Source organism: Dietzia sp. UCD-THP, assembly GCF_000349585.1.
GTDB classification, from domain to species: domain Bacteria; phylum Actinomycetota; class Actinomycetes; order Mycobacteriales; family Mycobacteriaceae; genus Dietzia; species Dietzia natronolimnaea_A.
On record NZ_AOSR01000008.1, the window covers coordinates 101,195 to 123,934 of the forward strand.

Genomic DNA, 22,740 nt, shown 5'->3' on the forward strand with positions numbered 1-22,740 from the left:
ACGACGAGCCCCGGGTCAGCGCAGGACCGGGCATTTGTAGTCGACCGTCCACTCGGTGATGCCGTTGAGCCACCCCGAGCGGATGCGGGAGGGCTCACCGAGCGACTCCAGGTTGGGGAGGTGATCGGCGATGGCGTTGAAGATCAGTTCGATCTGCAGCCGGGCCAGGTTCGCCCCGATGCAGTAGTGCGGGCCGTTGCCACCGAAGCTCAGGTGCGGGTTGGGGTCGCGGAGGATGTTGAACGTGAAGGGGTCGGTGAAGACGTCCTCGTCGAAGTTCGCCGAGCCGTACATGATGGCGGCGCGGTCGCCCTTCTTCATGGTCACCCCCCCGATCTCGACGTCCTCGGTGGCGGTGCGCTGGAACGAGGTGATCGGAGAGGCCCAGCGGAGGATCTCGTCATAGGCGGTCGCGGGGCGCTCGGCCTTGAACAACTCCCACTGCTCCGGGTTGTCGAGGAAGGCGACCATCCCGTGAGTGGTGGCGTTGCGGGTGGTCTCGTTGCCGGCGACGGCGAGCAGCACCACGAACCAGCCGAACTCGTCGGCGGTGAGCCGCTCACCGTCGATGTCGGCCTGGATGAGCTTGGTCACCAGGTCGTCGCGGGGATCGACCTCGCGCTTGGCCGCGAGCTCCTGCGCGTACGACAGGACCATGGCATTGGCCATCTGCGACTCCTCGACCTTGCCGGGCACGTCGTAGCTCGTCATCTGGTTGGACCACTCGAAGATCTGGTGACGGTCCTCGAGCGGGATGCCGATGAGCTCGGCGATCGCCTGCAACGGCAGTTCGGAGGCGACCTCGGTGATGAAGTCGCCGCTACCCTTGGCCGCCGCGGTCTCGACGATGACCCGCGCCTTCTCGGCGAGGTGGTCGCGGAGCTTCTCGATGTTGCGCGGGGTGAATCCCTTGGAGATGGTGCGCCGGTACTTCTTGTGCTCCTCGCCGTCCTGATTGATGAACAGCAGGCGGGTCAGTTCGACGATCTCGCGCTCGGTTCCGGGTGCGAAGCGCGGGATCGCCGTGTTCTCGAACGTGGAGAACACCTCGTTGGTGCGGCGGGAGATCTCCTTGACGTCCTCGTGCTTGGTGACCACCCAGTAGCCGTCGTCATCGAACCCGTCGGCTCCGGGTTCGTTGGCGCACCACCGGATCGGCTCGGTCCGACGGAGGTGGGCCCACTCGGGATGCGGTAGGCGCTTCTCGTAGAGCTCCGGGTCCGTGAAGTCGAAACCCTCGGGAATGGTGACTGCCTGCACTTGGTACTCCTTGACCGCGTCGGATGCGTCTCGTGCTCGGCGACCGACGACCCCGGGATACTGCGAACCCGGGATCCGAGCGGTAATCTAGAACACGTTCCACTCACCATACTAGAACACGTTCCCCCCGGGCGCCCGATCCGCTGCGCTCGTTCTTCCGGAAGGACCACCATGGGCAATCCCGTCATCGTCGAGGCCGTTCGCACCCCGATCGGCAAGGCGCGCGGCGCACTGTCGGGCCTGCACCCCGCACATCTGCTGGGCGCCTCCCAGAAAGAGGTCATCCGCCGCGCCGGGATCGACGCATCGCTGGTCGAGCAGGTCGTCGGGGGGTGCGTCACCCAGGCCGGCGCCCAGGGGAACAACGTCACCCGCGGCGCGTGGCTCGCCTCCGGGCTGCCGTGGCAGACGGCGTGCACGACCATCGACTGCCAGTGTTCGTCGGCGCAGCAGGCCACCCATTTCATCGCCAACCTCATCCACGCCGGCGCCATGGACGCGGGCATCGCCTGTGGCGTCGAATCGATGAGCTGGATCGCGCTCCGCGCAGCCGTCGGGGACGGCTCCAACGGGATGCCCCGACCGGACGACTGGTCGATCGACCTGCCGGACCAGTTCACCGCCGCCGACCGCATCGCCCGGCGCCGCGGGCTGAGCCGGGAGGACCTGGAGGAGCTGGGCGTGCGGTCCCAGGCCAACGCCGCGCGTGCGTGGCAGGAGGGCCGGTTCGATCGCGAGACCTTTGCCGTCGAGGCCCCCGAACGCCTCAAGGACGGCACCTACACCGGCGAGAAGGTGATCGTCACCCGGGACCAGGGCCTGCGTGAGACCACCGCGGAGGCGCTCGCCGGCCTGAAGCCGGTGCTCGACGGCGGCCTGCACACCGCGGGGACGTCCAGCCAGATGTCCGACGGCTCGGCGGCGGTCCTGCTCATGGACGAGGACGTCGCGAAGGCCCACGGCCTCACCCCTCGCGCGCGGATCGCACACCAGGCCCTGGTCGGCGGGGAGCCGGAGTACCACCTCGACGGCCCTGTCCAGGCCACCCAGCGCGTGCTCGACCGCTCGGGGATGTCCATCTCCGACTTCGACCTCTTCGAGTGCAACGAGGCCTTCGCTTCGGTACTGCTCAGCTGGGCCGCCGTGCACGGTCCGGACATGGACAAGGTCAACGTCAACGGGGGGGCTATCGCGATCGGTCATCCCGTCGGCAGCACCGGGGCTAGGCTCGTCACGACCGCCCTGCACGAGCTCGAGCGCACGGACGGCGAACGCGCCCTCATAACTATGTGCGCGGGCGGCGCCCAGGCCTCGGCGAGCATCATCGAGAGGATCTGACATGAGCAGCACCACCATCGAGACAGCCGCAGCCCGCAGGAACGAGGTCTTCTCGGCCATCTCCTCCGCCAATGGCACGGAGGACGCGGTGGAGGCGATCGCACACCTGCTGGCCGTGCCCGTGGACCAGGCGCGCGAGGTACTCAAGACCCCGCTCGAGGCATTCGTGGGACACACGACCGACCACCCGGTCGGGTCGGGGCCGCACGGTTTCAGCCTGTTCCCGTTCCGCGACACTGCAGATCACGCCGATCTGTACCACTCGCGGTCCTCCGATGAGACGTCGGCGACGGCCGGCGAGTGGGACCAGCAGAAGACGGAAGAGGAGCGGAAGGCCGGCCTGGCACGGGTCGAGGCCGAGTCCGCGATGTGGTTCGTGGCCGTGGACACCTCGCGCGACCAGCCGGTGGGCCTGGTCTTCGGCGAGCAGATCGACGACGGTGATGTCGACGTGGCCATCTGGATCCACCCCGAGGAGCGCAAGAAGGGCTTCGGCCTGGCGGCCCTGAAGGAGTGCCGGCGCGAGCTGGCGGCGTTCTTCCCGGGCAAGCACGTGATCGTCCGCGCGCCGCTCCCGGGCTCGAGGTGAGCGAGGAGCACCCCGGGGTGGAGACCGGCGTGGACGATCCCCGGCGCTCCAAGCCGTGGGTCCTCGGCGTCATCAAGGTGATGTCCCGCGTCAACACCTGGACGTATCGCGTCTCCGGTGGCCGCATCGGCGGCAACTGGAGGGTGGGATCGGCGCTCACGGCGCCGGTTCCGGTCTGCCTGGTGACGACGACGGGGCGCAAGTCCGGCGAACCGCGAACGGTGCCGCTGCTCCACCTCCCGGATGGCGACCGGGTGCTGCTCGTCGCCTCCCAGGGGGGCCTGCCCAGGCACCCCCAGTGGTACCTGAACATCCTGGCGAACCCGGAGGTCACCATCCAGGTGGGCCGGAGGACCAGGGCGATGACGGCGAGGGAGGCGTCCGCAGAGGAGCGCGCGGCGCTCTGGCCCCGCCTCGTCGAGCGCTACGCCGACTTCGCCTCGTACCAGGCCAACACGAGCCGGGTGATCCCGGTGGTGATCTGCGAACCGACCGGCTGACTTCGCGACTACCGCCCCGGCCGGGGTCTCTCCACGCGAGAGGCCTCGGCCATTGTCGTGGCTCTGGGTGTTTTCTTACCTCAGGTGGCCGATCTGACGACTGTTTATCAGTCCATTATCACCTCATTCGTCACTTCAGCACCATTTCCTGAGCAAAGCGTTGACACCCACTCAGCCTTAGAGGATTCTTATGCGCGTTAGATGTCCGGACCTTGGTCCACAGGATCCAGTCGTCCGAGGGGTCATACCACCGAAAGGACCTCCCCCATGAACAAGCCCACCAGGGCCGCCGCGGTCGCGGCATCAGTACTCCTCGCCGCGTCCGGCGTCCACGGCACGGCCAACGCGCAGGACCTGGGCAGCATCATCGATGCGCTCGGCCCGATCACCGGCTCCATCGGTGACCTCGACGGGGGTTCGGCGGGTCTGGATCCGCTCAGCGGTTCAGCCGATCTGCCGGCTCTGAGCTCCGAGCCCCTCGCCGGGTCCACGGCCCTGCCGGGCAGCTCGGACCCGCTCGGCGGATCCTCGGCCCTGCCGGGCAGCTCGGACCTGCTCGGCGGGTCGTCCGAGCTCCCCGGCAGCTCGGACCTTCTCGGGGGGTCGGCCGCCCTCCCGGGCAGCTCGGACCTGCTCGGCGGCTCGGCCGAGTTCGGCTCGACCGACATCGGCTCGCTCGGCATGATGCCCCTGTCGACCGAGCTCCTCGGCGGATCCGCCGAACTGCCCGCCTCCTCCGAACTGCCGCCGTTGTCCACGGACCTGCTCGGCGGGTCTGCGGCGCTCCCGGGCAGCTCGGACCTGCTCGGCGGCTCGGCCGAGTTCGGCTCGACCGACATCGGCTCGCTCGGCATGGCACCGCTGTCCACCGACCTGCTCGGCGGCTCGGCCGACTTCACCTCCTCCGACCTGGCTCCGCTGTCCACCCAGCTGGACCTGCTCGGCGGGTCGGCCGAGTTCGGCTCCACCGAGGTCGGTTCCGCCGGGATGGCGCCGCTGTCCACCGACCTGCTCGGCGGCTCGGCCGAGTTCGGCTCCACCGAGGTCGGTTCCGCCGGGATGGCGCCGCTGTCCACCGACCTGCTGGGAGGCTCGGCCGAGTTCGGCTCGGCGGAGTTCGGCTCGACCGACGTCGGCTCGCTCGGCATGGCACCGCTCTCCACCGACCTGCTCGGAGGCTCGGCAACCTTCACCTCCTCCGACCTGGCGCCGCTCGTCGGCTCGGTGGGCATGGCCCCGCTCTCCACCGAACTGCTGGTGGGCTCCGGGGACGTGGGATCGACCGGCATGACGCCGCTGTCCACCGAGCTACTGGGGGGCTCCGCCGAGTTCGGTTCGACGGAGGTCGGCTCCCTCGGGATGACCCCGCTCTCCACGGAGCTCGATCTTCTCGGCGGTTCCGCCGAGTTCACCTCGTCCGATCTCGCGCCCCTCACCGGGTCCGAGGGCATGGGGTCGCTGGGGATGACCCCGCTGTCCACCGAGCTCAACTTCCTCGGTGGGTCCGCGGAGCTCCCCCCGTTGTCCGCCAACTTCCCGGACGGTTCGACGGCCGGCATCGGCGGCTCCGCTGAACTCGTCGGCGAGGGGATCGCCGGTTCGCTGACCAACGGTTCCGCCAATCAGCTCGCCGGCTCGGTGGAGAGCAACTCCGCCGACCCGATCATCGGGTCGATCGCCGAGGGCGGCATCCTGCCCGCGCTGTCCGGCTCCATCGAGGAGGTCTCCGGATCCCTCTCGGGCAACAGCGGCTCCACGGGCCAGAGCTCGGATCTCATCACCGGCTCGACCGGTGGCAGCGCCGAAGTCCTGACCGGGTCCTTCGGCGATCTCACCGCGGTCAACGGGTCGCTCACCGCGCTCACCGGTTCGCTGGAGAACGGGTCTGTCGAGAGCATGGGCTCGACCAACCTCGGATCGATGGTCGGCCAGGCCGGATCCCTGGAGGCCGCGGCCAGCCTGGGTGGCGAGAGCGGTTCGGGGGTCGCCCTCCTTCCGGTCCTCTCGCTGGGCGGCACGCTCGTGCTCGCCGGTGCCGCGATCAACGGTGGCGTGGCGCTGCCGGCCCTGCCGCCCCTGCCGGGCCTGCCGCCCCTGCCCACGATCTGCGACCTCCCGCAGGAGCAGGTCGACCAGCTCGCAGGCGCCGGATCGGTCGACGCTCAGAACTGCCCGGATCCCGAGAACTGAGCACCTGACCCCGGGCGTCGACCCGGGCACAGAGATGGAGCCCCGCACCGTGACGGTGCGGGGCTCCATCTCTTGATCCCGGAGGACGGCCCCGGGCCGAGCGATTCAGCGGGCGCCGTAGACGGGCACCGGCGACGGGGACGCGGTGAGCAGTCGCGGCACCACCGACCCGAGCTCTACCGGGTCCCACTTCGCACCCTTGTCCTCGGACGCTGCCCGCTGCCACCCGTCGCACACGGTGACCTTCCCGCCCTCGACCTCGAACACACGCCCGGTGACCTCGTCCGACTCCGCCGACCCGAGCCACACGACCAGCGGCGAGACATTGGCGGGGTCCATCGCGTCGAAGGAACCGTCCTCGGGTGCCGCCATCTGTGACGCCATGCCCTCCCCGGCGGAGGTGGTCATGCGAGTACGCGCAGCGGGAGCGATCGCGTTGGCGGTGACGCCGTACCCCTTCATCTCCGCGGCGGTCTGGATGGTCAACAGCGCGATTCCGGCCTTCGCGGTGGCGTAGTTACCCTGTCCGACCGATCCGAAGAGCCCGGCCCCCGAGGAGGTGTTGATGACCCTGGCCCGGCGGGGGCGGCCGGCCTTCGATTCGGCGCGCCAGTACTCGGCGGCGTGGCGCAGCGGCGCGAAGTGACCCTTGAGATGAACGTTGATCACGGTGTCCCAGTCCTGCTCACCCATACCGACGAGCATCTTGTCCCGGAGGAAGCCGGCGTTGTTGACCAGCACGTCGAGGCCACCGAAGTGGTTGATCGCCTGGTGGACGAGTTCGCGTGCCCCTTCCCACGAGGAGATGTCGTTTCCGTTGACCACGGCCTCACCGCCGGCGGCCCGGATCTCCTCCACCACCTGCTCGGCCGGGGATTCCCCCACGTCCGATCCGTCGAGCCCGGCGCCGAGGTCGTTGACCACGACCTTGGCACCCTCTGCCGCGAAGGCCAGGGCGTGCTCCCGGCCGATTCCTCGGCCGGCGCCGGTGACGATGACGACGCGTCCGTCGCAGATTCCCATGGTTCTCCTCGGATAGATGTTCGGTGATGTCAGGACGTCGTGTTGGCGTTGGACGCCGACAGGAACGCCGGCTTCTCGCCACCGCCGTGAACCAGGAGCTCGGCTCCGGTGATGTACGCCGCCAATGGGGATGCCAGGAACGCGGCCGCCTGGCCCACGTCGCGTGGATCCGCCATCCGTCCCATGGGGATGGTGGCGTCGACCGCGGCCACCCCGTCGGCGTCCCCGTAGTGCATCTCGGCGAGCTCGGTCCTCACCGGACCCACCACGACGGAGTTGATCCGCACCGCGGGCGCCCACTCGACGGCCAGGGATCGGGTCAGGGAGTCGATCCCCGCCTTGGCCGCGCCGTAGGACGCCGTTCCCGGCGAAGGCCGGTGCCCGGACACCGAGGAGATGTTGACGATCGCCCCTCCGGCCGGCTGCATCACCCGGTTCGCCTCCTGGGCCACCGTGAGCGCGGACAACAGGTTCAGCGCGACGATCTTGGAGTGGAAGTTAGGGCTCGCATCAGCGGCCAGGGCGAAGGGGGCCCCACCGGCGTTGTTGACCACCACGTCGAGCCGGCCGTGCCGATCCACGATGCGGTCGACCATCGCGCGGACCGCGTCGGGGTCACGGAGGTCGACCGAGTGGAACTCGAGATCGGCGACGTCGGACCCCTCGTCGGCGGGGCGCCGCGCGCAGGTGACGACGACGGCCCCGGCTTCGCGGAAGACCCTGCTGATCCCGGCGCCGACACCGCGGACGCCGCCCGTGACGAGGACGACCCTGCCCGCCAGACCCAGATCGATGTGCGACATGCGTGCTAGCCTACCAAGCAAGCGTTTGGTTAGTCACCCGGCCGCTGAACCACACAGCGTCGGCGTGCGAAGGGAGCACCATGGGCATCACCCTCGACAAGGGATCGGACGGCATCGCGACCGTCACCGTCGACTTCCCCCCCGTCAACGCCATCCCCTCCGCGGGATGGTTCGAGCTCGGCGAGCAGATCCTCGCCGCCGGGCGCGACCCGGAGGTTCACGTGGTGATCCTGCGGGCCGAGGGCCGCGGGTTCAACGCCGGCGTGGACATCAAGGAGATGCAGAACTTCGAGGGTTTCGACCACCTGCTCGCCGCCAACCGCGGCTGCTACGTGGCTTTCAACGCCGTGTACGAGTGCGCGGTCCCCGTGATCGCCGCGGTGAACGGCTTCTGTGTCGGCGGCGGGATCGGGCTCGTGGGGAACGCGGACTGCATCGTCGCCTCCGATGACGCGGTGTTCGGCCTCCCCGAGGTGGACCGGGGAGCGCTCGGAGCGGCCACCCACCTGGCCCGCATGGTCCCCCCGCACATGATGCGCACCCTGTACTTCACCTCCCGCAACGTCACCGCGCAGCAGCTCCACCAGTGGGGCACCGTGTACGAGGTGGTCCCCCGCGACCAGCTCGACGCGGCCGCCCGGGACCTCGCGGAGACGATCGCCGCCAAGGACACCCGGGTCATCCGCGCGGCCAAGGAAGCCATCAACCACATCGATCCCGTCGACGTGAAGTCCTCATACCGGATGGAGCAGGGCTTCACCTTCGAACTCAACCTCGCCGGCGTGGCCGACGAGCACCGAGACGAGTTCGTCAAGAGCGGGACGAACCTGGATAAACGAGCCGATCGAGCCGAGAGGACGGGCGAGAACAAGTGACGACGACCCCCACCCCGCGCGACAAGCGCACCAGTCTCGACGAGGCCGTGTCGCGCCTGGAGAGCGGCATGACCATCGGCATCGGCGGATGGGGCTCACGGCGCAAGCCCATGGCGCTCGTCCGGGCGATCCTCCGCCGGGAGGACCTCACCGACCTCACGGTGATCTCCTTCGGTGGACCCGACCTGGGGTTACTCTGCTCGGCCGGGAAGGTGTCGAAGGCCTATTACGGTTTCGTGTCCCTGGACTCCGCGCCGTTCTACGACCCGTGGTTCGCGCGTCGGCGCACCGAGGGATCGATTCTCTCCCGTGAGATGGACGAGGGCATGGTCCGGGCCGGCCTCACCGCCGCCGCGCACCGCCTGCCGTTCCTGCCCACCCGCGCCGGGCTCGGCTCGGACGTGTTCCGGTTCTGGGGGGACGAGCTCACGACCGTCGACTCCCCCTATCCGGTGGACGGCCGGACAGAGACCCTCGTGGCGATGCCGGCCCTGCGGATGGACGCCGCCCTGATCCACCTGGACAAGGCCGACAAGCACGGCAACGCCGCGTTCACCGGCGTCGACGGGTACTTCGACGACCTCTACGCCATGGCCGCCGACACCGTCCTGCTCGAGGTCGACGAGGTCGTGGACTCCGCCGACGCGCTGATGAACGAGGTCGGCCCGCAGCGCATGCTGCTCAGCCGCATGTTCGTGGACACCGTCTCCGAGGCCCCGAACGGCGCCCACTTCACCTTCGCCGGCGGATACGGCCGCGATGAGGCGTTCCAGCGCCACTACGCCACCGCCGCCAAGGACGACGCGTCGTGGGCGAGCTTCGTCTCCGAGTTCCTGTCCGGGTCCGAGGAGGATTACCAGACGGCAGTCGCCGCGTTCGCGGAGAAGGTCGCCGCCGAGAAGGCCGCCGCTGCCGCAGACAAGGGAGCCAAGTGATGACCGACCCCACCACACAGCCCGCTACCGCTCAGTCCATCAGCAGGGCCGAGTACTGCGCCATCGCGTGCGCCGAGATCTTCGCCGGTGCCGGGGAGATCTTCGCCTCGCCCATGACCCCGATGGCCACCATCGGGGCGCGGCTCGCGCGTCTGACCTCCGAGCCGGATCTGCTCATCACCGACGGGGAGTACCGCTTCCTCGGCCAGACCCCGCCGCTGGGCAAGGTCATCGATTTCGAGGGGTACATCCCCTTCCCCCGGGTGTTCGACGTCTTACAGGCCGGCACCCGCCACGTGGTGATGGGCGCCAACCAGATCGACCGCTTCGGCAACCAGAACCTCTCCGCCTTCGGCGACGACGTCCAGAAGCCCTCGCGGCAGATGTTCGGCCTGCGGGGTGCGCCCGGCAACTCGATCAACCACGCGACCAGCTACTGGGTGGGCAAGCACTCCCCCCGCGTCTTCACCGAGAAGGTCGACATCGTTTGCGGGGTTGGCTACGACCGGTACACCCCGGGGGACCCCGCCTTCCGGTACCACCACCTGCATCGCGTGGTGTCCAACCTCGGCGTGTTCGACTTCGGTGGGACCGACCACGGGATGCGCGCGCTGAGCCTGCACCCGGGCGTCACCGCCGAGGAGGTCGCTGAGAACACTGGCTTCGAGATCGAGGGCCTGTCCGAGGCCGGCGTTACCCGCGATCCCTCGGCGGAGGAGCTGCGCCTCATCCGTGAAGAGCTGGACCCCCGCGGGTTCCGCGACCGTGAGGTGCCGACCGCATGAGTGCGCCGACCATCACCACAGCCTTCACCGAACTCGTCGGCGTCGAGTACCCGATCGTCCAGACGGGCATGGGCTGGGTCTCCGGACCCGAGCTGACCGCGGCCACAGCCAACGCGGGCGGTCTGGGGATCATCGCGTCTGCCACGATGACGTATCCGGAGCTCGAGAACGCGATCGTGCGCACCAAGGAGCTGACCACCCGGCCCTTCGGGGTCAACCTGCGCGCCGATGCCGAGGATGCCGCCGAGCGGTGCGAGCTGATGATCCGCCACGGGGTGAAGGTGGCGTCGTTCGCCCTCGCACCCAAGCCCGAGTTGATCGCGCGCCTTAAAGACAACGGCCTCGTCGTCGTCCCCTCCATCGGCGCGGCGAAGCACGCTGTCAAGGTGGCCTCCTGGGGTGCCGACGCGGTGATCGTCCAGGGAGGCGAGGGCGGGGGGCACACCGGCCCGGTCGCCACGACGCTGTTGCTGCCCAGCGTCATCGACGCGCTCGGTGGAGCCGGCAACACCTCCATCCCTGTCATCGCCGGCGGCGGCTTCTTCGACGGCCGTGGCCTGGTGGCCGCGCTCGCCTACGGGGCCGCGGGCGTGGCCATGGGCACGCGCTTCCTGCTCACCAGCGACTCCCGCGTTCCGGACGCGGTGAAGAAGCAGTATCTGGGTAAGGGACTTCAGGACACCGTCGTGTCCACCCGCGTCGACGGGATGCCGCACCGGGTCCTGCGCACCGGCCTGGTCAACGCCCTCGAGTCGGGCAGCCCCGTCAAGGGGATGCTCGCAGCCGTGCAGAACGCCAATAAATTCAAGTCGATGACCGGCATGAAGTGGCAGACCCTCGCCAGGGACGGCCTCAACATGAAGAAGGCCTCCGACCGCACGTGGCAGCAGATCGTCATGGCCGCCAACACCCCGATGCTGCTCAAGGCCGGGCTGGTCGAGGGCAATACCGAGGCCGGCGTGCTGGCCTCCGGTCAGGTCGTGGGAATGATCGAGGACCTACCGAGCTGCGACGAGCTGATCCAACGGATCATGACGCAGGCGCACGAGCGGCTGGAGGCGCTGCGGGGCCTGGGCTCGTAGTCCGACTCACATCCCCCTGACCCACGGGCAACTTCTTTCACGCACCCGCCGGCCAGAAATGCCGGTGGGTGCGGTCGTGTTGGCTGAATCAGCACTTCCTCAGGACTTTCTTGGCCTACCCTGAGAGCCGTTGTCCCCCAATGGGGACCCGACCCCCGCACCCACAGGAGCACATGATGACCTCCCCCCGCACCGCAGTCCGCGTCGCCGCCGCCCTCGGCGCCACCGCCGCCCTGACCCTCGCCGGCGCCGGCGCCGCGTCCGCCGCCACGGCCAATGACCCCGTGGTCAACGGCAACACAGTGTCCGTCACCTTCCAGAAGGACACTCTTATCGATGTCGACACCTGCGTCGCCGCGGTGGTCCCCACGTCGAGCGCCCCGGCCCTCCTCACCCAGCTCGAGGCGCTCAACAACCTCGACCTCGGCGCCATCAACAGCCTGATCAACAGCATGTCCGACGTGACGTTCCTCGAGACCGGCGGCCTCCTCTCCACTCCGATCGCGAATGTCACGGCCGGAAACGTCACGGTGTCGGCCACCGTGCCGTCGAACGTCTACGCGGTGGTCAGTTACTGCGCGATCGGCGGATCGGACATCGGCGGGCCGGTGCTCGTCGGCGATCCGCTCGATGCGATCCAGGGCAGCCTCGGCGGGCTGTCGACCGAGGACACCCTCGGCACCCTGTCCTCGGCGACCGGCGAGGGCGACGCCAGCGGACTCGGCAGCCTCCTCGGCCTGCTCGGCGGCGGCGAGGGCGGCGGCCTCGGCCTGGACACCCTCTCGGCCGAGGGCTGACCACGAGAGCAGGCCTCACGCGTCACAGGCCCCGCACCGGGTGGTGCGGGGCCTGTCTCGTGGTGCGGGGCCTCGGGGGCGGCGCGTCAGGAGTCGAGTCGCTCGATGATCGTCACGTTGGCGGTGCCGCCGCCCTCACACATCGTCTGCAGGCCGTAGCGGCCGCCGGTGCGCTCGAGTTCGTTCAGCAGGGTGGCGAACAGCTTCGCACCGGTCGCGCCGAGCGGGTGGCCGAGGGCGATGCCGCCGCCGTTGGGGTTCACCCGGGCCGGGTCGGCACCGATCTCTTTGATCCAGGCCAACACGACGGGGGCAAACGCCTCGTTGATCTCCACCACGTCGATGTCGTCGATCGTCAGTCCGGTCTTCTCCAGAGCCCACCGGGTGGCGGGGATCGGCGCGGAGAGCATCATCACCGGATCGTCACCGCGCACGGTCAGATGGTGGATCCGGGCACGCGGCGTGAGGCCGTACTTCTCCACCGCCTCGGCGGAGGCGAGCAACCCGGCGGACGCACCGTCGGAGATCTGCGACGCCACGGCAGCGGTCAGCGACCCACCCTCGGCCAGCACGGGTAGGGAGGCCATCTTCTCGAGGGTGGTCTCGCGCGTGGTCTCGTCGGCCTCGAGACCGGCGAGCGGGACGTATTCGTTCGCGAACCGGCCCTCGGCGATCGCGGCGCGGGCGCGGGTGTGGGACTGCAGCGCCCACTCCTCCATCTCCCCCCGCGAGATGTCCCACTTGTCGGCCATCATCTGGGCACCGTTGAACTGGGAGATCTCCTGGGAGCCGAAGCGGGAGACCCATCCGGTGGAGCCGGTGAACGGGTCGTCGAATCCGTACTCACGGCCGGCGAGCATGGCGGAGGAGATCGGCAGCGCGCTCATGTTCTGCACGCCCCCGAACAGGATCACGTCCTGGGTGCCGGACATGATCCCCTGGGCACCGAAGTGGATGGCCTGCTGACTGGAGCCGCACTGGCGGTCGACGGTGGTCCCGGGCACACCGAGGGGCATCCCGGCGGCGAGCCACGCGGAGCGCGCGATGTTGCCCGCCTGCGGGCCTATGGCGTCCACGCAGCCGAAGATCACGTCGTCGACCACCTCGGGGTCGATCCCCGTGCGCTCGACAACCGCGCTGATGACGTGCGCGCCCAGGTCCGCCGGGTGCTGGCCGGACAGGCTCCCGCCGCGCTTTCCCGCAGGCGTCCGGACGGCGTCGATCACGTAGGCCTCGCGGCCGGTCACGCTGGTCATGTGTCTCCTCGTGGATGGGGTCTGACGGGTCAGGTGGGTTCAGTCGACGGCCAGGCCGTCGAGCACGATGTGCAGGTACTGGTCCGCGATCGCGGCGTGGTCGTCGTCGTCCTCCGGCCTGTACCAGCGCACGGCCACCCACACGGTGTCGCGGAGGAACCGGTAGGTGAGCCTGATGTCGAGGTCGGGACGGAACTGGCCGGACTCGATGCCCCGGCCGAGCACGTCGGTCCACATCTCGCGGAACTCGGTGTTGCGCTCGCGGAGGTAATCGAACCTGGGATTGCCCCGGAGATGCTTGAGTTCGTCCTGGTAGATGGCCACCTCGTCCCTGTGACGGTGAATGGCCTCGAACGAGACGCGGACCAGCCCTTCGAGGGTCTCCCGGGGCGACGAGCCCGCCTGGACGATCCGGTGATAGTCCCCGAAGAGGGAGTCGAGGAACCCGCGGAGGATCTCGTCTACGATCGCCTCTTTGGACGAGAAGTGGTGGTAGAGACTGCCGGAGAGGATGCCGGCGGCGTCTGCGATGTCCCGCACGGTGGTGGCTCGCAGGCCGCGCTCGGCGAAGAGCCCGGCGGCGATCGCCAGGAGCTCCTCGCGTCTGGTCGTGCTGGTCATCCGGCGACTCTACCAACCAAGCACTTGCTAGAGACGGTCCGGTGGCCGCGTGGCCGCGTCGGTCCACCCGTCGTCGACGCGTTCTGCCTAGACTCCCCCCATGCGCTCCACCGTCTTCTCATCCCCTCGCTCGTCCAGCCCGCGCCGAGCGGGTCGCCGGGTCCTCACGGCGTCGGCGGCCGTGGGCCTCACCCTGGGCCTGGCCTCCTGCACGATCGGCGAGAGCGGTGACGACGCGGCCCCCGCGGAGACCGCGACCGCGACGAGCGAGATGCGTCAGGAGCAACCCACCGTCGCGCCGGGTGCGCCCGAGGCCGGCGTGGATCAACTCGTCCTCAACGCCCAGGACGCTCCCGAGCTCGGTCTCGCCCCTGTCTCGGCCGAGGAGATCGCCGGAGGGGTCGGCGCCCTCGAGGACATCGCCGCCGGCGTCCGCGTGGACCCCGAGCGCTGCGCCGACTTCAGCCAGGACGCGTTCCTCGCCCAGGCCGAGCCGGGTGCGATCGCCATCCAGGCGGGCCAGAGCGAGAACACCGCGTACGCGGTGTCGGTGACGACGGTGACGGCAGGCCTCAACGATCGTGACCGGCTGATCGTCGACTGCCCCACCATGACCGTCACGATCCCGCTCGAAGGGACCGAGGTGACGACCCGCGCCGAGAACCAGCTGTTGCCCCTCGAGGCGCCGGAGGGCGTGGAGCACTTCGCGGCCATCACGCAGAACAACGCGATGGACATGATGGGCCAGGAGCTGCTCACCGGCAACGTCCTGATCACCGGGATCGTGCGGGGAATCGGCGTGTCCGTCACGGTCGCCAACGCGGCGGGGCCGGTGTCGGACGCCGAACGGGACACGGCCGTCGACGCCTTTGCCAAGCAGGTCGAGAAGATCCGGAACGCCTGATCTCCTTCGCTCCCCCTCCCCGGGTGCCGCCTGCGGGTCAGGCCCGCTGTGACGAGATGGAGACGACCTCTCCGGTGAGGTACGTGGTGTAGTCGCTGGCGAGCATGGCGATGGTCGCGGCCACCTCCCAGACGTCCGCGGCGCGTCCGAAGGCCTCCTTGGCGGCGAGTTCGTCGAGGAGTTCAGCGGAGGCCGACTTCTCCAGGAACGCGTGTCGGGCGATGGAGGGCGCGATCGCGTTGATACGGACGCCGAAGTCGGCCCCCTCGATCGCCGAGCACCGGGTCAGCGCCATCACGCCGGCCTTCGCCGCCGCGTAGTGGGCCTGCGCACGCTGGGCGCGCCACCCGAGCACGGAGGCGTTGTTGACGATCACCCCGTTGTGGGGCACGTCGCGGAAGTACCGCAACGCCGCACGGGTCGCGCGAAAGGTTCCGTTGAGCGTGATGTCCAGGACCCGGTCCCAGTCCTCGTCGGCCATGTCGACCAGTTCGCCCTCGCCGCCGAATCCGGCGTTGTTGACCAGCACGTCGATCCGGCCGAGCGTCCGTGCGGCGCCGGTGATCAGCCCGTCGACATCGGAGGTCGACTGCACGTTGCACGTGATGGCCTCGAAGCGCTGGTCGGGGAACTCGGCGGCGAGCGCGTCGCGGGCCTCGTTCATCCGGCGCTCGTGGAAGTCGGACACCAGTACGTCGGCGCCCTCGAGCGCGGCGCGACGGGCGGCCGAGAATCCGATGCCCGTGCCCGCGGCGGCCGTCACCACGACCTTCTTGCCGGCCAGCAGACCGTGGCCAGGGGTCTCCTGCGGCACGGTGGCGAGGGGGGACTTGTGCTGGGTCATGACGGCCTGGCCTCTCGGGGTAGTCCGAGCACGCGCTCGGAGATGATGTTGCGCTGGATCTCGTTGGATCCGCCGTAGATCGTGTCGGCGCGGGTGAACAGGAAGAGCCGTTGCCACCGCGCCAACTCGAGGTGCTCCGGGTCGTGGAGGTCGGTGGCCGCACCCTCGGAGTCGTGGGTGGGCCCGGTGAGCGACTCCGCCCCCTGCACGATCATCGCCAGTTCGCCGAGGTCGCGGTGCCAGGTGGCCCACAGGAGCTTGGCCGCCGAGGCGTTGCCACCGGAGGCGTCACGCTCGGCGAGTGTGCGCAGAGCGTGGGCGCGGATCACCCTGAGACCGACCCAGGCACGCGTGATCCGTTCACGCACGGCGGGGACCTGCGCGCTGCCGTTGGACCGGGCCATGTCCACGATCTGGTCGAGTTCGCGGGCGAAGCCGACCTGCTGGCCGAGGGTGGACACCCCGCGCTCGAACTCCAGCAGGGTCATGGCGACCTTCCAGCCCTCGCCGCGCTCCCCCACGATCATCCCGGCCTCGGTCACCGCGTCGTCGAAGAAGACCTCGTTGAACTCGGAGGTGCCGGTGAGCTGCTGAATGGGCCTGATCTCGACGCCCGGTTGGTCGAGGGGCACCAGGAGGAAGCTCAGTCCCTTGTGCCGACTGGTCCCCTCCTCGGTGCGGGCCACGACGAAGACCCACTGGCTCAGATGCGCCAGGGAGGTCCACACCTTCTGGCCGTGCAGATGCCACCTGCCGTCCTCACCCAGACGGGCGGTGGTGGACACGTTCGCCAGATCGGACCCCGCTCCCGGTTCGGAGTAGCCCTGGGCCCACAGTTCGGTGACGTCGAGGATCCGGGGCAGGAAGCGGTCCTTCTGCTCCGGCGTGCCATGGGCGATGAGGGTCGGGCCGAGCAGCGTCTCACCGAGATGCGAGACCCTCGCCGGGGCGTCGGCCTTCGCGTACTCCTCGTGGACGCGGACCTGCTGGCTGAGCGACGCCCCCCGTCCGCCGTACTCGACCGGCCACCCCACGCAGGTCCACCCGGCCTCGGCCATGTGCCGTTCCCAGGCCAGACGCCGCGCGAAGAACTGGTGCTCGCTGCCCGGCCCGCCGGTCCCCCTGATCTCGGCGAACTCACCGGTGAGGTTGGCGTCCAACCACGTGCGGAATTCCGCGGCGAACTCGTCGTCGGTCATCTCCGACGCCGGCCTGCGCGGGTCGGATGCCGTGCTCTGCGTCATTCCACCACACTACCAAGCACTTGCTTGGTTTGCCGGAACCGCCCGCCCCTGCGGACGTCGTCGGGTGTGATGGTCGGCATGAACACCCCTGACACCCCCCTGAAGGGCAAGGTCGCACTGGTCACCGGCGCCGCCCGGGCACAGGGCCGGGCCCACGCCGTCCGCCTCGCCTCGGAGGGGGCGGACGTCGTGGTGACCGACATCTGCGCCCCGGTGTCCGCCTCCGTCTCCTATCCGGCGCCCGGCCCCGACGACCTCGCCGAGACCGTCCGCCTGGTCGAGCAGGCCGGGGGCAGGGCCCTCTCGGCGGAACTGGACATCCGGGAGCTCGGACCGCTCCAAGAGTTGGTCGCCCGCACCATCGCCGAGTTCGGCCGGCTGGACATCGTCGTGGCCAACGCCGGCGTGCTGAACTGGGGCCGCCTGTGGGAGCTGCCGGAGGACGACTGGGACATGGTCATCGGCGTCAACCTGAGCGGTACATGGCGGACGATCCGCGCTGCCGTGCCGGCGATGATCGAAGCGGGCAACGGCGGTTCGATCATCATCGTCAGTTCCTCGGCGGGACTCAAGGCGACGCCGGGCAACGGCCACTACTCGGCCTCCAAGGCAGGTCTGGTGGCGCTGACCAACTCGCTCGCCCTCGAGGTGGGGGAATTCGGCATCCGCGTCAACTCGATCCATCCCTATTCCGTGGACACGCCGATGATCGACCCCGACGGGATGGCGGAGATCTTCGGCCGGTTCCCCTCATATCTGCACAGCTTCTCGCCGATGCCCCTGAAGAACGTACTCGCGGACGGCGCCAGCACCCTGGCCGACTTCATGCCGCCGGAGGAGGTCTCCGACATGGTGTCGTTCCTGGCCGGGGACGGATCCCGGTCCGTCTCGGGTGTCCAGATCCCGTTCGACCGGGGCGCCCTCAGGTACTGAGCACGCGGGTCGACCAAGCAGGTGCTTGGTACCGTGGTGGAGGCCACACCCCGCAGCACCCGAGGAGTCCGCGATGACCGACCGCTCCGCCGCCACCCGCCCCGCCTCCGCCGACCGCGCCCAGACCGGCAGCGAGGTCGAGACCACGGTCGCGGCCCTGCGCCGGGCGGCGGCCCTCTGGCCCGATCGCGAGGCGGTGGCCGACGTCCAGCCCGGCCAGGACACCCGGTGGACGTGGGCGCAGTTGCTCGACGAGACCCGCCGGTTCGCCGCGGGCCTCGTCACGCGCGGAGTCCAGGCCGGTGACCGGGTGGTGATCTGGGCGCCCAACACCCGCCACTGGATCGTGGCCGCGCTCGGAGTGCAGTACGCCGGCGGGACGGTGGTCCCCGCCAACACCCGCTACACCGGTAGCGAGACGCTCGACCTGGCGCAGCGGACCCACGCGACCGCCGCGATCGTCGCGGGCGCCTTCCTCGGCGCCGAGCGGATCGCCGAGCTGACCACGGCCGCGGGCGGGTCGCTCGCCACGGCCACCGCACTGCGGACGATCGTGCGGATCCCCCTCGACGGCGGTGACACGGCGGGCGCCGACATCACCGTCGTCGACATCTCCGCCCTCCAGTCGGAGGCCACCGCCGCCTCGCTCGCGGAGGCGGACACCCGGGCGGACGCGGTGACGGGCGACGATGTCGCCGACATCCTCTTCACCTCGGGCACCACCGGCAAGAGCAAAGGCGTGGTGGCGCTGCACCGGCAGACCGTCGCCGGGGCGCGGGCGTGGGGATCGAACGGCGGACTCACCGAGCGCGACCGCTACCTCATCGTCAACCCGTTCTTCCACAGCTTCGGCTACAAGGCCGGCTTCCTGGTCTGCACCCTCTTCGGCGCGGCGGTCATCCCGCTCGCCGTATACTCCCCCACCGAGACCATGCGGCTCGTGCAGGACGAGGGCGCCACGGTCCTCCCGGGCGCCCCCACGATCTTCCAGACCATCCTCGACGCCCCCGACAGGGCGGAGTTCGACCTGTCCTCACTGCGGCTGGCGGTGACCGGCGCCTCGGTCGTCCCGGTGGTCCTGGTCGAGAGGATGCAGTCCGACCTCGGGTTGGAGACGGTGCTCACCGCCTATGGGCAGACCGAGACGATGGGCTTCATCACCACCACCACCTCGGACGACGACGACGTCACCGTGGCCACCACCTGCGGCCGGGCCTACCCCGGCATGGAGATCAGGATCGGTGATAAGGGTGAGATCCTCACCCGCGGCGAGATGGTCATGCAGGGCTACCTCGACGATCCGGACAACACCGACGCGACCATCGATGCCGACGGGTGGCTGCACACCGGCGACGTCGGCAAGATCGACTCCCGCGGCAACCTGCGCATCACCGACAGGCTCAAGGACATGTACATCACCGGCGGGTTCAACGTGTACCCCGCGGAGATCGAGCAGACTCTGGCACGCCTGGACGGGGTGGTCGAGACCGCCGTCATCGGCGTCCCGAACGACCGGATGGGCGAGGTCGGCAAGGCCTTCGTGGTGCGCCGCGAGGGCTCGTCGCTCACCGAGGAGGACGTCCTCGGGTTCTGCCGCGAGCACCTCGCCAACTTCAAGCGCCCGCGGGCGGTGGAGTTCGTGGACTCCTTCCCGCGCAACGCCTCGGGCAAGATCCTCAAGACCGATCTCCGATGAGCGGGGGCCTGCTGCCGGGGGCCGTCCTGGTCACCGGCGCGTCCGGCGGCATCGGCGGCGCGGTGGCGCGCCGTCTGGCCGTCGAGTTCCCCCGGTCCCCCCTGGTGCTGGGGTTCCGTTCGACCGAGCCGGTGGACCTGGCGGCGGAGCTGTCCGGGCCCGCGTCCGCCGATCCGGGACACCACCCCGGCGCCGCCCGACGAGGCGTGGAGTGCGTGAGGCTGGCCCCGGGGCGCGACGGGTCCGACGACGACGACGTGGCGGCCGCGATCGACGGCATCGCCGCCCGGCACGGCGGGATCGCAGTCCTCGCCCACTGTGCCGGGCCCCATGTACCCATGGTCCACCTGTCCCGGACCAGCCCGGCGGAGCTTCGCACACAGCTGGGTGCGGACGTCGCCGGGTTCTTCGCGATCGTGCACCCGGCGCTCCCGCATCTGCGCGAGGTGGGTGGCAACGTCGTCGTCGTCACCACCGCCGCCACCACGCGCTACCCGGTCCGGGACGGCCTGTCGGCGGCCCCCAAGGGGGCGGTCGAGCAACTCGCGCGGGGGCTGGCCGCGGAGGAGGGCCGCTACGGCGTGCGCGTGAACTGCGTGGGCCCGGGGATGCTCACCGACGGGATGGCCGAGCGGCTCATCGCCTCCGGCGACCTCGACGACCGCGCACTCGAGGTCACCCGCGCGAACATCCCCCTGCGCCGGTTCGGCACCGCGGACGACGTCGCCGAGGCCGTGGCGTTCCTCGCCTCCGACCGCGCGGGCTTCATCTCCGGCCAGAAGCTCGACGTCGATGGTGCTTACGGCGTCTGAACGACGGTGCGTACGGCGTCTGAACAATGGTGCTTACGGCGTCTGAACGACGGTGCGTACGGCGTCTGAATCCGATCCGGCGGGCGGGTCCGGTACAGTACCAACCAAGCACTTGCTAGGTGAGGAGAGTCCCAGCTCATGACCGACGCGCCCATCCCCCCGGTCCTCGGCGTCCACGACCTCGGCCCGGACACGCACCCGGTCGCCTACGAGGTCACGGGCGGCACCGCCTACGTCACGCTCAACCGGCCGGACTTCCGCAACGCGCAGAACTCGGTCATGACGTACTCCCTGGACAACGCCTTCGTCCGGGCCGTCGAGGATGACGCGGTCAAGGTCATCGTCCTGCGGGCCAACGGCAAGCACTTCTCGGCAGGCCACGACATCGGCACCCCCGAGCGAGACCACCACGTGGAGTACCCCAACCGCGCGGCGCTCTGGTGGGACCACACCACCCGCGGCGGCGGAGACCGGCGCCTGGCCCGCGAGACCGAGGTCTACGTCCAGATGTGCCGCCGCTGGCGGGAGATTCCCAAGCCGATGATCGCCCAGGTGCACGGCGCGTGCATCGCCGGCGGGCTCATGTTGGCATGGGTCTGCGACTTCATCGTGGCCTCGGACGACGCGTTCTTCTCCGACCCCGTGGTCAAGATGGGCATCCCGGGCGTGGAGTACTTCGCCCACGCCTTCGTGCTGGGCCCGCGGCGCGCGAAGGAGATCCTCTACACCGGTCGCAGGTTCGGCGCGGCCGAGGCGCTCGAGTGGGGGATGCTCAACCACGTCGTCCCGCGTGATGAGCTCCAGGCCAAGGTCGACGAGATCGCCGGGGAGATCGCCGCGATGCCCGCCTTCGGACTGACGCTCGCGAAGAAGGTCATCAACTCCAACGAGGACCAGATGGGCCTGCAGACCTCCCTCGACACGGCCTTCGGCTGGCACATGTTCGCCCACTCGGCCAACGCCGAGCCCGACGACACCGACTCGTTCTCCGCCTCGCTCGGCGGGATGGACGCCCGCTCGATGCGCGACAGCGCGAACACGGGCTCGACCGGCGGCGCTGCCTCGACCGGCAAGCAGAAGGACTGACGACGTGGATCTGGATCTGGACGCCTCGACACAGGAGTTCCGCCTCGAGGTGCGCGACTGGCTCGCCGCGAACGTGCCGTCCGAGCCGCTCCCACACATGGACACCCGCGAGGGCTTCGAGGCCCACCGCGAGTGGGAGCGAAAGATGGCCGACGCCCGCATGTCGGTCGTGTCGTGGCCCGAGGAGTTCGGCGGCCGCGACTGCGGACTGGTCAACTGGGTGGTCTTCGAGGAGGAGTACTTCCGCGCGGGCGCACCCCTGCGGGTGAGCCAGAACGGCATCTTCCTGCTCGCACCGACCCTGTTCGATCACGCGACCCCCGAGCAGTTGGCGCACATCATGCCGCGCATGGCCCGCGCCGACGACATCTGGGCGCAGGCCTGGTCCGAGCCGGAGGCGGGGTCCGACCTGGCCTCGCTGCGCTCGACGGCTACGCGTGTGGACGGCGGCTGGGTGCTCAGCGGCCAGAAGGTGTGGTCCACCCGCGCCTCGTTCGCCGACAAGGGTTTCGGGTTGTTCCGCACCGACCCGGACGAGCCCCGCCACAAGGGCCTGACCTACTTCATGTTCGACCTGCGGGCCGAGGGCGTCACCGTGCGTCCGATCGACCAGCTCGACGGCCTTCCCGGCTTCGCGGAGCTGTTCCTCGAGGACGTCTTCGTGCCCGACGACCCGGCGGATCCGGCCGAGTCCGGCGTGATCGGCGAGGTCAACCAGGGCTGGAAGGTGGCGATGTCCACCGCCAACAACGAGCGCGGGCTCTCCCTGCGCTCCCCGGGGCGGTTCCTGGCCACCACCGACCGACTGCTCGAGCTGTGGGGTTCCCGCCGGGACGAGCGCAGCCGGGGCGCCCTGGCCGACAAGGTGGTGGACGCCTGGATCGGCTCGCGCGCCTACGAGCTGAGCACCTGGAAGACGGTCACCACGCTCACCGGCGGCGCCAACCTGGGCTTCGAGTCCTCGATCAACAAGGTCTTCTGGTCGGACTGGGACATCGCCACCCACGAGACCGCCCTCGACCTGCTCGGCACGGCCGGAGAGCTCGCCGGGGAGCAGTGGATGGACGGATACCTGTTCGCCCTCGCCGGGCCGATCTACGCCGGCACCAACGAGGTACAGAAGAACATCATCGCCGAGCGCCTCCTCGGCCTTCCGCGCGGCTGACG

At 69.7% G+C, this 22,740-nt stretch carries 22 protein-coding genes; 15 read left to right on the forward strand and 7 right to left on the reverse strand.

Features of this window, described 5'->3' with window-relative positions:
- Positions 1-15: 15 nt before the first annotated feature.
- The gene (locus H483_RS21775; protein ID WP_017835356.1) at positions 16-1,260 is read right to left on the reverse strand and encodes a cytochrome P450; all 1,245 of its coding nucleotides are present in this window, start codon (positions 1,258-1,260) and stop codon (positions 16-18) included.
- 171 nt (positions 1,261-1,431) lie between these two features.
- Between H483_RS21775 and H483_RS21780 the strand changes: the two genes are divergently transcribed.
- The 4 genes from H483_RS21780 to H483_RS21795 all read left to right on the forward strand — a co-directional run bounded on the left by H483_RS21780 (position 1,432) and on the right by H483_RS21795 (position 5,877).
- A complete protein-coding gene (locus tag H483_RS21780; RefSeq protein WP_017835357.1) occupies positions 1,432-2,598 on the forward strand; it encodes a steroid 3-ketoacyl-CoA thiolase in 1,167 nt (388 codons plus the stop codon).
- Between the two features lies 1 nt (position 2,599).
- Positions 2,600-3,187: a GNAT family N-acetyltransferase gene (locus H483_RS21785; RefSeq protein ID WP_017835358.1), complete on the forward strand. Its 588-nt coding sequence runs from the start codon at positions 2,600-2,602 to the stop codon at positions 3,185-3,187.
- Between the two features lie 80 nt (positions 3,188-3,267).
- Complete coding sequence (locus H483_RS21790; RefSeq protein WP_081615066.1) at positions 3,268-3,687, forward strand: nitroreductase family deazaflavin-dependent oxidoreductase; 420 nt, start codon at positions 3,268-3,270, stop codon at positions 3,685-3,687.
- Positions 3,688-3,954: 267 nt separating this feature from the next.
- Positions 3,955-5,877, forward strand: a complete 1,923-nt coding sequence (locus H483_RS21795; protein ID WP_017835360.1) for a hypothetical protein — start codon at positions 3,955-3,957, stop codon at positions 5,875-5,877.
- Between the two features lie 105 nt (positions 5,878-5,982).
- On the opposite strand, the gene H483_RS21800 is transcribed toward H483_RS21795, so the two are convergent.
- Positions 5,983-6,900, reverse strand: a complete 918-nt coding sequence (locus H483_RS21800) for an SDR family oxidoreductase (protein ID WP_017835361.1) — start codon at positions 6,898-6,900, stop codon at positions 5,983-5,985.
- A gap of 29 nt (positions 6,901-6,929) precedes the next feature.
- Complete coding sequence (locus tag H483_RS21805) at positions 6,930-7,703, reverse strand: SDR family oxidoreductase (protein WP_017835362.1); 774 nt, start codon at positions 7,701-7,703, stop codon at positions 6,930-6,932.
- A gap of 80 nt (positions 7,704-7,783) precedes the next feature.
- Here H483_RS21805 and H483_RS21810 point away from each other — a divergent pair, with 80 nt between their 5' ends.
- The 5 genes from H483_RS21810 (at position 7,784) to H483_RS21830 (ending at position 12,177) form a co-directional block, all read left to right on the forward strand.
- Positions 7,784-8,578: an enoyl-CoA hydratase family protein gene (locus H483_RS21810; protein WP_017835363.1), complete on the forward strand. Its 795-nt coding sequence runs from the start codon at positions 7,784-7,786 to the stop codon at positions 8,576-8,578.
- Positions 8,575-9,513, forward strand: coding sequence for a CoA transferase subunit A (locus H483_RS21815; RefSeq protein ID WP_017835364.1), 939 nt, complete (start codon positions 8,575-8,577; stop codon positions 9,511-9,513). Before H483_RS21810 ends, H483_RS21815 begins: the two co-directional genes overlap by 4 nt.
- Positions 9,513-10,298, forward strand: a complete 786-nt coding sequence (locus H483_RS21820) for a CoA-transferase subunit beta (RefSeq protein ID WP_017835365.1) — start codon at positions 9,513-9,515, stop codon at positions 10,296-10,298. The genes H483_RS21815 and H483_RS21820 overlap by 1 nt, the downstream gene beginning before the upstream one ends.
- A complete protein-coding gene (locus H483_RS21825) occupies positions 10,295-11,380 on the forward strand; it encodes a nitronate monooxygenase family protein (RefSeq protein ID WP_017835366.1) in 1,086 nt (361 codons plus the stop codon). Before H483_RS21820 ends, H483_RS21825 begins: the two co-directional genes overlap by 4 nt.
- Positions 11,381-11,553: 173 nt before the next feature.
- A complete protein-coding gene (locus H483_RS21830; protein WP_017835367.1) occupies positions 11,554-12,177 on the forward strand; it encodes a hypothetical protein in 624 nt (207 codons plus the stop codon).
- An 86-nt stretch (positions 12,178-12,263) separates the two neighbouring features.
- Here the strand turns inward: H483_RS21830 and H483_RS21835 are convergent, their stop codons facing one another.
- On the reverse strand, positions 12,264-13,433 hold the full coding sequence (locus tag H483_RS21835; RefSeq protein WP_017835368.1) for an acetyl-CoA C-acetyltransferase: 1,170 nt from the start codon (positions 13,431-13,433) through the stop codon (positions 12,264-12,266).
- A 39-nt stretch (positions 13,434-13,472) separates the two neighbouring features.
- The gene (locus H483_RS21840; protein ID WP_017835369.1) at positions 13,473-14,054 is read right to left on the reverse strand and encodes a TetR/AcrR family transcriptional regulator; all 582 of its coding nucleotides are present in this window, start codon (positions 14,052-14,054) and stop codon (positions 13,473-13,475) included.
- 100 nt (positions 14,055-14,154) lie between these two features.
- Between H483_RS21840 and H483_RS21845 the strand changes: the two genes are divergently transcribed.
- Entirely contained in the window at positions 14,155-14,958 is an 804-nt protein-coding gene (locus tag H483_RS21845) for a hypothetical protein (protein ID WP_017835370.1), read from the forward strand.
- Positions 14,959-14,995: 37 nt separating this feature from the next.
- Here H483_RS21845 and H483_RS21850 read toward each other — a convergent pair whose 3' ends face one another.
- Entirely contained in the window at positions 14,996-15,802 is an 807-nt protein-coding gene (locus H483_RS21850; RefSeq protein WP_017835371.1) for an SDR family oxidoreductase, read from the reverse strand.
- Positions 15,799-17,046, reverse strand: coding sequence for an acyl-CoA dehydrogenase family protein (locus H483_RS21855; protein ID WP_017835372.1), 1,248 nt, complete (start codon positions 17,044-17,046; stop codon positions 15,799-15,801). Before H483_RS21855 ends, H483_RS21850 begins: the two co-directional genes overlap by 4 nt.
- A gap of 78 nt (positions 17,047-17,124) precedes the next feature.
- Here H483_RS21855 and H483_RS21860 point away from each other — a divergent pair, with 78 nt between their 5' ends.
- From H483_RS21860 to H483_RS21880, 5 genes are all read left to right on the forward strand, one after another.
- Positions 17,125-17,979, forward strand: a complete 855-nt coding sequence (locus H483_RS21860) for a mycofactocin-coupled SDR family oxidoreductase (protein ID WP_031264421.1) — start codon at positions 17,125-17,127, stop codon at positions 17,977-17,979.
- Between the two features lie 73 nt (positions 17,980-18,052).
- Entirely contained in the window at positions 18,053-19,675 is a 1,623-nt protein-coding gene (locus H483_RS21865; protein ID WP_017835374.1) for a FadD3 family acyl-CoA ligase, read from the forward strand.
- Entirely contained in the window at positions 19,672-20,487 is an 816-nt protein-coding gene (locus H483_RS21870) for an SDR family NAD(P)-dependent oxidoreductase (protein ID WP_017835375.1), read from the forward strand. The genes H483_RS21865 and H483_RS21870 overlap by 4 nt, the downstream gene beginning before the upstream one ends.
- 138 nt (positions 20,488-20,625) lie before the next feature.
- A complete protein-coding gene (locus H483_RS21875; protein ID WP_017835376.1) occupies positions 20,626-21,573 on the forward strand; it encodes an enoyl-CoA hydratase in 948 nt (315 codons plus the stop codon).
- 4 nt (positions 21,574-21,577) lie between these two features.
- Positions 21,578-22,738 (forward strand): acyl-CoA dehydrogenase family protein, encoded by a 1,161-nt coding sequence (locus tag H483_RS21880; protein WP_017835377.1) that lies wholly within the window; start codon positions 21,578-21,580, stop codon positions 22,736-22,738.
- The last annotated feature ends 2 nt before the right edge of the window (positions 22,739-22,740 follow it).